A 14,461-nucleotide genomic window follows, 5' to 3' on the forward strand; every position below is an offset into this window, starting at 1 on the left:
CGCTGGTGTACTGTTCCAGGTCGATCAGCCGCATCACGTCGGCGTCCTGGGGCGTAATCGCCAATGTATGCACGATCTCGCCGTTGACCTTGATCAGGATCTCGGCGTTGGTGCCCGACGTCGCTCCCCGGCTAGCGATCAGCAGCGCCTTGAGCGCCCATACCGTGGCCTGGGTCGAGTACCAAGTGCCGTTGGGATCCTTCTTCTCGATCAGGTAGTTGATCGCGCCGCTGACTAGGTTGTGCCCTGTCTGGGCCCTCAGCAATGCCTGGATCGCCAGGGCCGTTGCCTCGATATCGGCGCTGGTGCCGCGGGCAAAGGTCGCGGTGTCGCCCGACTGCGGCCAGTGGGCCAGGTCGCCATCGGTTACGGCCAGCGCGGATAACTTCTCGATCGCCTGCAAGGTCGCCTGACTCTGGGGATCGTAAGTAGCCAAGGCGTTCGTCGCCAGGGCCAGGGTGTAGCTGTCCTCGATCTGATCGATGTTCTTCTCGATGTACGACAGTCCGCGTTTGGCTGCCGAGCCGCGGTCGCCCGAGTAGAGCAGCGCCCAGGTGACGTAGGCCGTGTTGCGCAACTTGTCCGTGGCGAAGCGCGCGGCCACGCGGTCCAGGAAACGCTCGTTGGGCTCCCAGGAGCCGTCCTGGAGCTGCTTGGAGGCCAGCCAGCGCTGTGTGCGGCCGATCAGCTGCGGGTCCACATCGTAGACCTGCGACATGTCGTGGAACTCCATCAGGCCGTAGGCCGTGAGGATCACGTGCGCCGGATCCTTGCCGAACCACTCAAATCCGCCGCCGGGCACCTCGTAGGTCAGCAGGCGCTGGTAGCCGCTGTTGATAAAGCCCTCGGCCTTGATCGAGATCTCGGGGTTAAGCTGGCCGATAGCCTCGAGGTACTGCAGGACCATCACGTTGGGGTAGGTCACGCTGCTGGTCTGTTCGAAACAACCGAAAGGCATCTGCAGAATCCCGTCCAGCCCCTCGACGATCTGGCTCATCACACCCGGGTGGAGCTTGATGTAGATCTTGGAGCCGCCGTCCACGGCCTGTTGCGGAATTTTCACCGTGGCGTTGACCGTGCCCTCGAGCCGACCGTTGAGCGCCTGCTCAAATCGTTTGCCGTCGGGCAGCACATCCACCGAACGCTGCACCGCGTCCGAGAGGCTGCTGCCGTATCCGCGAACCGTGAAGCTGTGCTTGCCGATGCCGGTGACGCGGATCGGGAAATAGGCCACTGCGACCTCGCCCGGCCCCAGCTCGACGCTTTGTTCGTCGTTGCCCTTGAGCAGTTCGAACCAATCGCCGCGCTCGGCCTGAAGCCGTACGCGCTGGGCAGTATCGAGGTAGTTGTAGACGACCACGGGCACGTGCACCACGTCGTTTTGGGTCAGGGCCACCGGGAAGTCGATGTCGATGAAGAACTCCTGGAATACCAGCAGCGGCACGCTGGCGCTGCCCAGCAGGCCGCGCGGATCGCTGGCCATTGCCGTGGCGCGCCAGGTGGTGATCGAATCGGCCAGGTCGAACTCGAGCGTGGCCCGTCCCTGCGCGTCGGTGATCAGCGCCGGCTCAGAGAGCAGCGTCTCGGGGAAATACTTGCGCACCCGCGGCTCTTCGCGCTCGACGGTCGCTGTTGTGCTGGCATCGTGGGCAGCGCTCGGCTCGTCGATCGCGGCTCCCTTGGGCGCCCCGCCCAATGCCCGCATACCCCCCGCACCGCCGATCTCGCGGTCGAAGAGCATGTTGTCGATCATCTGCCCTTCCTGGGCAAAGCCCCACATATAATCACCCGTCTCGAGGTCGTCGGCCGTGCCGAATGCCTCGTCCGGACCGGCGGAGATGATCTTGAACGATTCGAGAGTCTGCGAGCCGTAGAGCGGCTCCACCCGGTAGACGTTGCCCCAGCAATCGACGATCTGCGATTGGGAGAGCAGCCCCTGGGCAACCAAGCGCTGCAATCCCCCGTCGATCGACGGATAACGCTTATGGTCCTGGTAGAAGGCCTGGACCGCGTTGTAGATCTGCTCGTGGTCGCGGAACACGCGCTGTATCAGCGTTTGGTTGGCCGAGGTCCGCTGTTGGAAGGTATCGGCTTCGAGGCTGTAGCTCTGGACCTGTTCACTGGAGCTCAGCAGCACCTCGTAGGCTCGCCGACGATCAATCTGTTGCTGTCGGTCGAGGCCTTGTTGCGGTTCGACGATGCGCTCCAAGCGATACTCGTGGATCTCGTAGCGCGGTTTCATGATCTCGCGCTCGAGCATAAAGAACACGCGCTCCAGCCCCGGCCGCATCTGCTGCAGGGCGAATACGCTCTCGTCCACTATATTTACGCCCAGCGCCACCACGCCCGGCGCGCCCTTGGCCGTGCGCACCTGAAACAGCAGCCGCGCCGGCTCGCCCGGACGGTACGATTCACGCTCGGGCCTGATCCGGACCTCGAGCTCGTCGGCCGGATTGACGTAGGCCAGCCGCGTATCGCGTACGACCTGCCCCTGTGCCGTAATGATGTAAGCGGAGAATGTCAGCGCCCCGCTCAGATCATCGCCCAACGGCAGCTCGAGCCGCGCCCGCCCCTCATCGATCCGCGCGACCTTGGTCAGCACGGTCTGCTTGCCGCGCAGCACGTCGAAGTAGACCCAACCCGCTCCGCAGTGATCGGGATAGGCCGTGAGCTCGGCCACGTCCCCCACTTTGTAAAGCGAGCTTTGCGGCCGCAACAGCAGATGCTCCGATCCATCGTCGGGCTCGAAACTGAAATCGCGCTGTACGCTGCGACCCTGATCGTCCATCGCTTTGATGCGAAAACTCAGCGTTCCCTTGGCCGGTACGGTGTTCAACTCGGCCAATCCCATCCGGTCCGTGACCAGCGTGCGCTGCGGGTTGAACGGGTCGTCAAACCGCACTCGAGCAGGCCGTCCGTCCGGAGTGGACGCGATGATAAATATCTTGTTGCTCACACCGGGAACCGGATCGCCGCTCTCGGGGATCGCCGCCAGGATCAGCGCCTGGTCGGCCACCGGAAGCATCGTGCTCGTGCTCTGCTCGTGGTCGGTCTGGTCGATCACCGCGGCCTCGAGCACTACCGCGGCTTTGCCGTCGAGCAGCGGCTGGCCGACCAGCGAGTCGGGCACCTGCAGCTCGAACTCGAACGACCCGTTTCGATCAGTCGCGCCCTGGACAATTGCAAACGTCGAAAGGCCCACGTCCTGGGCCATGGCGGTCAGCGTCACCTTGCCCTCCGCCACCGGCTTGCCAAAGAAGTAATCGGCTTGCAGCGTGCCGCGCACGATCTCGCCGGGTAAATAGAACTCGCGCTCGGTGCTCAGCTCGACCTTGAACTTGGGCAGCACGTAGCGCTCGACACTGACAGTCCGCTCCACCGGCTTGCCATCGACGATTACCCGCACGCGGTAGGTGCCAAGGTTGAGCTCGGTTCCGAGCACGAAGCGGGCGTGCGCCAGTCCGAAGCGATCGAGATCGCCGCTGCGTTTGAAGACCTTGTTGCCCTTGGAATCCTCGACCTCGATCAGGTACTGCTTGCCGGCGAGGGGCAGATGGTTGGGCTCGGAGAGCGCCAGCGCGCGGATGTTGATCGTCTGGCCGGGCTGGTACAGCGGCTTATCCGTCACCACCAGCACCTTGGCCCGGCGCTCGATGTACACGCTACGCTCGATCTCGTCGGTACCGATTGCGGAATCCACCTTCACGCGCAGCTCGGCTCCGCCCTGAAGCTGGTCGGGGACTGCGAACCGCACGTCCGCGGTTCCGGCGTCGTCAGTGCGACCCTGGAAAAGCTCGATCTGTTGATCGTCAACAGCCAGTGCAAGCGTGATGCGCGCATCGGCCAGCGGCTGCCCGGAGTAGTGCTCGAATACCGCCAAACGCAACCCGGCCTGCGATCCGGCGATCCACTCGGTCTGTCCCCGCAAGGTTGTGCGCACCACGCCCATCGCCGCGGCCAGGCTGCGCCGTCCCTCGACGCGCGCGCCCGAGCCGGCAAAGACGTAGTGAATCACGAAGTTCTCCGGCGCGGACAGATCTATCCCGCCCTGGGAAATCGTCACCTCAACCCGTTCGTCGACAATGAAGGTCTTGCCGCCCCTGCCCGATGCGACCACCTGATCCTCCTGATCGAGGATCTCAAGCCATAGCTGGCCCTTCCAGGGCAGCAGGCGTTGTTCGTCCACCGTGAAGCCGATCTTCAGCTCGCCCTCTTCGGCCCTGGCCGCGCTGATCGATTTCTCATCGATGGCCACACTGGGAGTTGCAGCGTCGGCAGCACCGAGCTGGAACAGCGAAAGCGCTAAGAGAACGAACAATGCGATCCATAATCTAATACCGGGTCGATCTGCGTGATTCATCGATAGTCCTGTGCAACCCGCATTATGCATGGAGCCTTGACTACAGCGCGCACCCTGTTCGCCTTGTCACGAATCCACATCGACAATCCGGGTTGGGAAAGATTGATCTGCCGCATATATTCCCATGACCGCTTTGATCGCCCAAAGGTTCCATCGCCCGAATTATTCTCAAGTTTGTACCGCGTAGAAAAAAACAGGGCGGCCTGCCCCACGGCAGGTCGCCCCGTTGAACATCGGAGGTTTGATCAGTTCCCGGACTTCTTACGCGCGCGCTTCTTGATCTCTTTTTCCAACTTGTTGATCTCGTCCTTGATCCCGCGATAGCTGGGAATCTGCTCATGGATCATCTTGAACATTTCCAGGGCGCGGTTCAGCCCGCCGAGTTGACGGTAGGTCTGGCCGAGGTGATAGCGCAGTTCGACCATCTCGTCGGTGCCGCCGCTGCTCATCTGCAACGCCTCCTCGAAGTGAGCGACCGCGGGATCGAGCTGCTCGGCCTGCAACATGCAGTGTCCCATCTGGACCTTGGCTGCAAAGGCGAACCGCGGGTCGTTGGCGGCAACCTCGAACTCGGCAATCGCCTCGTCGACCATGTCCATCTCGCGGTAGGCAATGCCCAGGTTGAAATGCGTCTCCGAATCCTCGCTGGCCTGGCTGTGTTCGGCCACGTCGCGCTTGAACTCGTCGAAGATCTCGCTAAAGGTGCCGGGGCTGGCCATTGCCTTGAACTCTTCATACTCGGCCTGCACCACGTCGTCGTCTGGATCCTGTTCAAGTAGAGCCTCGAAGATCTTACCCGCACGCTCGAACTCACCCGCGCCCGCCGCCGCCTTGGCCTCCTCCAGCGTATAGCCCGGTTGCTCGACCTGCGGTTCCTCGACCGGCGCCGCCTCTTGGTCCGCAGCCTCGGGCTCGGGCTGATCCTGGTCGAATACGTCGATCTGTTCATCGGGCTGTAGCTGCTCCTCGTCGGCCAGTTCGAGCTCCTCGGGCTCGGCGATCTCGGGCTCTTCCTCAGGCTCTGGCTCGGCCGCAGGCTGCTGATCAACCTGGATGCCCGCCTCGGCCAGAGTCTGGGCCGCGGCCTCGGCCGCCCCGTCGGGAACCTCCTCTTCGTCTTCACCCCAATCCATTACCAGTTCTTCCTCGGCAAAGTCGGCCACATCGACCTCGTGGAAGATCTCGCTGCCGCCGGTGGCGGGCCGGGCCTCGGCCATCGCTGCGGCGGGCTTGGTCAGCAGGGCGTTGAGCCTTCCCTTGGCCTCCATATTTTCCGGATCGATCGCCAGGATCTTGGAGAGCTTGGACTTGGCTGTGCCGATGTCGCCCGCGGCCAGCAGGCTGTCGGCCTCCTTGAACAGCCCGTCGATGCGGGTTTCTTCCTCGCCGCTGGCCAGGAACAGTTCGGCCAGTTTCTGCTTGGCCTGCCCGTTGTCCGGATCGATCGAGAAGATCTCGCGCAAATAGCCCTCAGCGGTCTTGCGCCGACGCGCGTTGATCGCCCCCTGGACCATCTGGAACAGCTCGGCCACGGCCTCGTCTTGGCGTCCGGTGTCGAGGTAGGCCTGTTTGAGCCTGCGCCGCGCCTCCATGTTGTTCGCATCGATCCCAACGATCTGGGCCAGGTATTCGGTGGCTTGCTCGGCCTCGCCTACAGCCTCGGCCTCGTCCGCCAGTGCGAACAACTCGATCGAGGCTTTCATCGGCTCGTCGAGTCGCACGTAGAGGTCCTTGAGCCTCAGCCTGGACTCGGTACGCGTAGCGTCCAATATCAGGGCGTGGCGCAGCAGCTCCTCGGCGTCGCCCGCCTGGTCCAGTTCCAGATGCAGGTCCGCCGCGCTGTACAGCCGCTCGACCGCCTGCTCGATCTCGCCCTGCCCCTCGTGCAATCCGGCCAACATTGTCAGCGCGCGTACGTTCTTCGAATCGAGGTCCAACACCGAGAGGTACTGAGATCGAACCGCCTCGACGTCGCCGGCCTGACCCTCCAGCTCGGCCAGGGTGAACGCTTCGTGGATCGCCTCGTCGACCGCGTCGCGCTCAATCAACAGTTGCTTGAGGTTGGCGTGGGACTCGCGACTCTCCGGCGTAAGCAGAATCGCATCGCGCATCTGACGCTCGGCGGCCTTGGCGTCCTGCGCCTTGCGGGCCAGGTTGTAAAGAGCAAAACAGGCCTCGACCTGCCCGTCGACATCCTGGGCCTTCTCGGCCAAAGACTTGATCCGCTGGTATGCGCGTTCCGATTCGTTGTCGATCTCGAGTACGCGTTCCGCGTCAAGGCGCGCCAAACTCAGGTCTCCGGCGCGCTCGCTGATCGCACAGAGCTCGAACAGTGTCTCAATCGCGCTCTCGTTGCGTTCGGTGTCGCTGAAGATCTGCAGCAGCCGTTCGCGGCAATCGCGATCCTCGGCAGCCATCTGGGCCAGGTCGGTCAGCGCACGCTCCTCCTCATCGGCCTGCTGCGCCTCGTGCGCCGCGTCGGCCAACAAGCGCAGCTGCTCGGCCGCCTGATCGTCGCGCCCGGTATTGCGCAGGTGGTCGGCCAACATGCGTAGCGCCCGACGCTGATCCGGATCGTGCTCCAGAATCTGCTCGAAATGCGCCTGGTAATCCTCGGCCCTCTCCTGCCGCCTTGCTAGGTCGGCCAGGTCGAACAGTTGCTCGATCGCCTGCTCGGAACGTCCGGTTTCGAAATATAGTTGCTGTAGGCGCACTCGGGCGTCGACGTTGGACTTGTCCAGGGACAGCACGTCGCGCATCAAGGTCTCGATCCGCTCGTGCTCGCTGCTTTGCGCCGCGCGATCGGCCATCCGGAAGACGACCAGGACTGCGTCGCTCTCGCGCTGCTGCTCGAGCAGTATCTCGCGTTCGCGCTGCAGCGCCCTGTCGAAGCCCTCCTCGTAGGCCGCCGCCTGTTCCAATCGACCCAGGGCGGCTTCGGTCTCGCCCGCCTCGTAACGCGCCTGGGCAAAGGCAATGATCTGCGTCGCGGCCTTATCCGGGGCTCCGCTTTCGACGTAGAACTCGACCAACCGCGCCAGCGCCGGCTCGTGGTCGGACTTGATCTCGAGCATCCGTTTCAACGCCTGCTCGGCCTCATCCCGCTCCGATTTATCAAAGGCCAGGTCGGCCAGGCCCGCCAGCCGCTCCAGCGCTGCTTCGGTCTCACCCTCGACAATATCGAGCTCGGCCAACTTGCTGATCGTCGGCCGGCTCTCGGGATCGATCTCGAGCAGGTCGCCGCACAGTCGCCGTACCGTGGCGAACTCGTTGCGCTCCTCGAACTGGCGGACGAACGAGACAATCTCGTCCACTGCGCGCTCGGGAGACCCGGAGTCGACGAATAACTGCCTCAGCGCCAGGTGTGCGCGCATGTCCTGCGGATCGTCGGCCAGCACGTCGCGCATCGTCTGCTCGGCCCCGCTGACATCCCCCCTGTCCGCGAGAATGCCGAACAGGCTGAAGCGCTCGTCGAGCAGTTCCTCGGACAGCCCGAGCTTGAGGTAGTACTCGATCGCCTTACGCGCTACCTGCTCGAGTTGTATGTCCAGACCCTTGGTTTCGGCCAGCAGCTCGCCGGCACGATCGAAGTCCTCGCGCTCGAACGCCTGGTCGAACAGCTTGAACATCTCGGCCAGAGCCTTGTCGGACTCGCCGATCTCGAGGTGCAGATCCTTAAGCTTGAGCAGAGCCTGCTCGTTGTCCGGATCGATCTCGAGCACCGCATCGAGCTGTTCCTCGCAGGCCAGCTTGTTGTCGCGCTCAAGCTCGATCTGGGCCAGGCTGAACAGCAGCGGCAACAGGTCGCCGTAGCGTTCGGACCCGCGGTAGATCTCGATCAGCCGACGGTGCGCCCGTTCGTTCTGCGCGTCGTATTGCAGCACCTGCGTGAGGTTGGACTCGATCGCCTCGTCGTCCTCGAGTTTGTCCACCAATGAGAACAGCTCGGTCACGGCCAGATCGAGGCGTCCGCCGCCCAGATAGAGTTCCTTGAGCTGCTGATGAGCGTCGAGCTGCTGCGGGTCGATCTGGAGCACCTTGCGCAAATGCTGTTCGGAGTTTTCCAAATCGCCGGTTTGCAGCTCGCGCTCGATCAGCCAACTCAGATGTTCCAACGCCACCGAGGAGTCGCCCGAGCCCTCGCCGATCTGAGCCATCTTTTCGTGGGCCACCACGTTTTCCGGGTCGATGCCCAGGATTTCCTCGGCCGCAACCCAGGCCTCGGTCCAGGCCTCGGCCTGAATCTGCCGCTCCACCACGCCGGCGAGCAGGTCCACCGCATCGGCGTTGCGCTCGGACTCGAGGTAGAGCTTCTTCAGCCGATCGATCGCCTGCTCGTTGTCCGGCTCGAGCTCCAGCACGTCTCGCAGAGTAGCCTCGGCACGGTCCGCGTCGCCGGCCTCGATCAGCAGCTCGTAAAGCTTGAAGGCGACCGCCACGCCCTCGACGCGCTCCTCGCCGGCCAGCAGCAGGTCCATCAGTCCGCGGTGGGCGATAATGTTGTTCTCGTCCAGTCCGACGATCTCCTCGAAGGCCGCGCGCGCCGCAGTCGGATCGTCCTGCACGGAACGCTGTGCGCGCGCAGTGAGCTCCTCGATCACGCGCTCGGTGCGGCCCAGCTGCTTGGCGAGCTCCTTGTATTCGGAGAAAACCTGCTCGTCGTCCGGCGTAGCGTCGAACACGCGCTCGTAGGTCTTGTAGGCCTCCTCGGTTTCGCCGGCGGCGGACTGGAGCCGGGCGTAGCGCAGCCAATGCTCCAACGCCTGGTCCCCGCGCTCGAGCTCGTCGTAGATCTCGGCGAGCATCTTGTGCGATTCGGCCTGGCTCTCGTCGAGCTCCAACAGCTCTTTTAGGAACGCCTCAGCCTGGTCCAGGTAGCCGTCGCCGCGGCTCATCCGCGACAGTACCGATAGCTCCTCCACGGCCAGGTCGGTCTGCCCGCGCGAGATGTGAATATCCTTGAGCCCCTGGCGGGCCCGGATATTTTTCGAGTCGATATCGACGATCTGCCGCAGGTAGTCCTCCACGCGGTCGATCTCTCCAACGCGGCCGACGATGTTCGACAATTCAAACAGCCTCGCCTTGGCCTCGTCGAACAATCCCTCCTCGCGGTCGATCTTGACCAACGTCTCCAGCGTCTCGCGGCTCTGCGAATCGAGCTCGAGCGCCTCGCCCAGCAGCATCCGCCGCGTTTCGGCGTCGGGCTCGGAGCGCGAGAGCACCAAAAGCTGTTCAACCGCGTCGTCGTAGCGTTGGCTCGCCACGTAGAGGTCGCGCAACAGCATTCTGGCCCGCCGCTCGTCCTGCTTGAGGTCCAGGGCGCGCCTTGCTCGCTCCAGTCCCTCTTCCAGGCGTTCCGCGTCGAGGTCGGATTCCGCCAGCTCGATCAAGCCGCGGCTCGCGTCGGACCTCCGGCCCATTTCCAGCTGTAGTTCTATCAGCCGTTCGCGTGCCCGGACATCGTCCGGTCGCAGCTCCAGCGCACGTTCGAGGCTGTCAGCCGCGTTCTCGGGCCGACCCGCCTTGCGGTAGAGTTCCGCCAGAACCAGCCGCTCCGCGGCCTGCTCGTCTTCCCGTCCGGAACTTTCCAGCAAGGCCACCAGCCGCTCGTGATGCGCCGGATCCTCGGGCGCGATGCCGATCAGTTCCTTGAGCTCGTTCTCGGCCTGTTCGAGTTCGTTGCGCTCCAGATACATCTCGGCCAGGGCCTGCGCCTGCTCGGCGGCCGGCTGGACTCTGTTGGTCGCAATATAGATCTGCTTCAGCGCTTGGCGCGCCCGCTCGTTGGTCCCGTCGAGCTGGACTACCCGGTCGTAACACTGCTCGAGCTTAGCCTGGTCGTTTGCAGTCTCGACCGCGTCGGCCAGGTCGAACAGCCGCGAAATCGCCTGCTCGGTCTGTCCGGAGTTCAGCGCCAGCTCCACCAGCCGTTCGATGATCTCGCGATTGGACGAATCGAGGTTCAGCGCCTCGGCCAGCAGCTCCTCGCGCTGCTGGTCGTTCTCGGCCGAATCGGTCAGGGCGATCAGTTGCTCCACCGCATCGTCGGTTCGGTCGACCTTGATGTAGAGCTTGCGCAACAGCTCGCGGGCGCGGCGTCGTTCAGGCTCGATCTGCGCCGCGCGCTCGGCGCGCTGGATGCCGCGCTCGAAATCGCCGGACTGCAGGTCCGACCCTGCCAGCTCGAGCAGCCTCTCGCAGGCCTCCTGTCCGCGATCCAGGGAGATCAACATTTCGATCATCCGCTCCGCGGCCAAGGAATGTCCGGGGTCAGCCTGCAGCACTTGCTGCAAGACGTCGAGCGCCCGTTGGGCCTCTCCGTCCGACACGTAGAGCTCGGCGATCGTCAGCAGTTCGATCGACTGCCGCTCGATATCGCCCGTGCTCTGGTAAAGCTCGGCAAGACGGATGTGGGCTGCTGGATCCTGCGGCGTCAGGTCGATCAGCTCGTGAAGCTGCGCCTCGGCCTGCTGCTGCTCGCCGCGCGCGATCAACAAATCGGCGAGGGTGTTAAGCTTTTCCACCGCCTGCTGATCGTCGCCCGATGCGAGGTAGACGTCTTTGGCCAGGGCATGAGCGTCGAGGTTCTCGGCGTCGATCTGGAATATCTTGTCCAGCCAGCCGATGGCCGCCTCGGGGTCGCTTTGATCAACGGCGATCTCGGCGCGAGCCATCAGGATCGGCAGTGCGTTATGCGGCTCGGAGGCGATGATCAGATCCTCGAGCTCGGTCTGGGCCGTGGTGTCCTCGGGCTCGAGTGCGATCAGATCCTCGAGGTATTCGCGCAGCTGTTGTTGCCGCCCGTCGTTGCGCGCCGCGTCAACCGCCTGGCGCAGGACCTCGATCGCCTCGTCGGTCCGGCCGCGCTCGGCCAAGAATCCCTTGAGCTGGTTGTAGGTCTCCAGCGTAGACGGCGAAAGTTCGATACATCCCCGCAGGAATTCGGGAGCCTCGGACTCGAAACCAGCCTCAATGTATTGCTTCACGGACTGGTCGAGGAATGCTGCGATCTGCTGGGCGTCCATCGCGGACAGGTCCTGGGGCTGCGGCAACTCGGGCGTCTCGGGCTCGGCCTCGACCTCTTCCTCGAAAATGCCCGTGCTCTCGAGCTCGGCCACGTCTTGGTCCACGTGCTCTTCGCCGGCAACGTCGACCTCCTCGACTGTGACCGGCTCGACCTCGACCGGCTCAACCTCGACCTGGAACTCCTCGACCTGCTCCAGGGTCTCGGGCTCCAGCGGCGCGACCTGTTCGGGCAGTTCCTCCTGCTCGACGATCTGCGGTTCCTCGAGTTCCTCCTCGATCGTGATGTCGATCTCGTCGGGCTCGGGCTCCGGCTTAGGCTCGATGGCCTCGACCTCGGACGGCTCGATATCCACCTCGACCTCGAGGTCGTCGATGGCCGGAACCGGCTCGTCCACAATCACGCCGGAGACGACGTCGTCGATCTGGGCCAGCGGCTCAATGCTCTCCACATCGTCGATCGTTTGCTCTTCGACCACGAGCGATTGTCCGAGGTTCTCCTCGTCGATCGCCGCCAGCGCCTCTTCGTCGTCCGGGTCGATCTCGAGAATGCGGCTGTAGATGTCCAGCTCGCGCTCGCGCACCTCTGCCAACCGATAGAACGCGGCGATCTTTTGCAGGCTATGTTTGGCCCCCTCGATATCGCCGCTCATCGTCTGGAACCCGGCCAGTTTGTCCAGCACCTCGGTCGAGTCGCGCACCTCCTCGGCCAGGTTGCCGTAAGCGCCGATGAACAGCTCCGGCTGCTCGAGATCGCGGCACAGATCGGCCAGCCCGGAGATCAGCTCGCTGTGCTGAATCCCGCGCTCGATCAGGTCCTTGAGCAGCTCGGCCGCCTGCTGTTTCTCTCCCTTGGCGCGTTGGATCTCGTAGACCTTGAGGAACTGACCGATGGCCAGGTCCTCGTATCCCTCCTGGTAATAACGTTCGGCCAGCTTCAGTCGACCGTGAGTGTTCTTCGGATCGAGGTCGACCATCTTCTGCAGGGTATCCAGGGCGAGCTTGATCTGTCCGTTGCGCTCGTGCACGGCGATGACCTTCTGGTACATCGCCACCACCTCCTGCATCAGGGCCAGGCGGTGGTAGAGCACTGCGAGCTTTTCATAGACGTTGGTCAGGTTGGGATCGATGTTGATCGCCTGACGATAGGCGGCCACGGCCTTGGTGGAAAAACCCTCGTTGGACAGGGCGTCTCCGGCCAGGATGTACTGCTGGACCGCCTTCTCCTTCTGCTCGCGCATCAAGTAGAAGCTGGCCAATTTCAGCCTGGTCCGGTAGTCGCCCGGGTTGGTCTTCAGCGCCTCTAGCAGCTTCTCCAGTTCCGGATTCGAACTGCCCTTTTTACCTCGGATTTTGAATCGACCGCTCTTATCGCCGCCTTTGGCCACGAGGCTCTCCTACTTGCTCAAACGCACACGGACTTCGGATGTAACAGCCCGTAAGCTATATGAAAGTACGTGCTCGTTTTCGGCTTTTTTCAGCCTGTAATTCAGCGCAGATTATGACTGGTCAAATCTGTCATTCCCGATATGGAAAGTCAAGGCTGGCAGCGCGTCAGAGTACACGCAGGCGTTTGGAGATTCCGGTGAGCACGCGCGGAGCGCCGTCCGTGACCAGCACCATGTCCTCGAGCCGCACTCCGCCACGGTTCGGCAGATACACGCCCGGTTCCACGGTTACCACGTTGCCCAAGGCCAGCTTGCCGTTGACGCGCATGCTCAACCTGGGCCCCTCATGAACCTTGAGGCCCACGCCATGGCCCAGCCCGTGGGTGAAGTACTCGCCGTAACCGGCCTGTTCGATGATCCCGCGCGCCACTGCGTCGACCTCGCACAGCTTTGCCCCGGGCACGCAGGCCTTGATCGCGGCCCGCTGGGCGCGATAGACCAGCTGGTAGATCTCGCGTTGCCACGGTTGGATCTCACCCACGGCAAAGGTCACGGTCTGGTCCGAATTATATTGATCGACGAGCGCTCCCCAGTCGATGGTCACCAGTTCGCCCCTGCGGATACGCCTGCTGCTTGCGATGCCGTGCGGCAATGCGCCGCGCGGTCCCGAGGCGACGATCGTATCGAAGGCGGTCGCCTGGGCCCCGAGCCTGATCATCTCCGCGTCGAGCTCGGAACCGATGCGGTTCTCGGGCACGCCGGGCGCGATGAGTGGGATCACCCGCCGCAGCGCCCGCTCGGCGATGCGTACGGCCCGCCGTATCGCCACTATTTCCTGCGGCGATTTTATCTGACGCAATGCGTCAAGATCGCCGGCCAACGGCACGAGATCGATTCCCGGCAAACGCTCGACGAGCTGGTTGTAGAGCGCCACGGGCAGTGCCTCGTCCTCGAACCCCACGCGCTTAACGCGCAGCCGCTTGATCGCCTCGGCCACCGCGCCGATCTTGTCTTTGTAGATCACCCGTTCCAGCCGGGTCACCTCGGCCTTGGACTGCTCGATATAGCGGCCGTCGGTGAAAAACAGCGCCCGCTTGGCGCTGATTACCAGGCTGGCATCCGAACCGCTGAAGCCCGAAAAGAAACGCACGTTTTCCATGTGAGTTTCCTCGATGCCCAGCACCAGCAATCCGCTCAAACGCTTTTTGCGCAACAGCGCGCGCGCTCGTTGCAATCGATGGTCAATCATCAGACGTCTCTGCCTTGCCCACTGCGATCATAGCCAGGCTGTATCCCGCCGGCCCCAGCCCGCTGATTACGCCGTCGGCCGCTGTGGCCGTGATGTTGCGGCGTCGAAACGGCTCGCGCGCCGCAACGTTGGTCAGGTGGACCTCGATCACTGTGCCCTCGAAGGCGGCCAGTGCGTCGCGTAGGGCCACCGAGGTGTGCGAGTAGCCGCCGGGATTGATGATCAGCGCATGACAGCGACCGATCGCCCCCTGGACCGCGTCGATCAGCTCCCCCTCGCCGTTGGCCTGCAGGCACTGAACCTCAACACCGAGGTCGGCGCCGAGCTGGCGCAAATCGTCCTCGATCTGTTGAAGCGTGCACTCGCCGTAGAGCTCGGGCTCCCGGCTGCCCAGCAGGTTGAGGTTCGGGCCGTTAAGAACCAGTACGCTTTCCATTGGTT

At 63.5% G+C, this 14,461-nt stretch carries 4 protein-coding genes; all 4 read right to left on the bottom strand.

Going from position 1 to position 14,461, the window contains the following annotated elements; translation table 11 throughout:
• Positions 1 to 4,318 (bottom strand): alpha-2-macroglobulin family protein (locus tag P9M14_09780; protein MDP8256028.1); only part of this gene is annotated, 4,318 nt, incomplete at its 3' end.
• A 287-nt stretch (positions 4,319 to 4,605) separates the two neighbouring features.
• Complete coding sequence (locus P9M14_09785) at positions 4,606 to 12,771, bottom strand: tetratricopeptide repeat protein (GenBank protein ID MDP8256029.1); 8,166 nt, start codon at positions 12,769 to 12,771, stop codon at positions 4,606 to 4,608.
• A 166-nt stretch (positions 12,772 to 12,937) separates the two neighbouring features.
• On the bottom strand, positions 12,938 to 14,020 hold the full coding sequence (locus tag P9M14_09790; protein MDP8256030.1) for a Xaa-Pro peptidase family protein: 1,083 nt from the start codon (positions 14,018 to 14,020) through the stop codon (positions 12,938 to 12,940).
• Positions 14,013 to 14,456, bottom strand: coding sequence for a type II 3-dehydroquinate dehydratase (gene aroQ / locus P9M14_09795; protein ID MDP8256031.1), 444 nt, complete (start codon positions 14,454 to 14,456; stop codon positions 14,013 to 14,015). The genes P9M14_09790 and aroQ overlap by 8 nt, the downstream gene beginning before the upstream one ends.
• Positions 14,457 to 14,461: the final 5 nt, after the last annotated feature.

Origin of the sequence: Candidatus Alcyoniella australis, assembly GCA_030765605.1 — a bacterium.
In the GTDB taxonomy this organism is placed as follows: Bacteria; Lernaellota; Lernaellaia; order JAVCCG01; family Alcyoniellaceae; genus Alcyoniella; species Alcyoniella australis.

What these genes read in the sequence shown, in the direction of transcription:
- P9M14_09790 (MDP8256030.1), bottom strand. Translation starts at nt 14,020, where the DNA reads ATGATTGACCATCGATTGCAACGAGCGCGCGCGCTGTTGCGCAAAAAG.
- aroQ (MDP8256031.1), bottom strand. Translation starts at nt 14,456, where the DNA reads ATGGAAAGCGTACTGGTTCTTAACGGCCCGAACCTCAACCTGCTGGGC.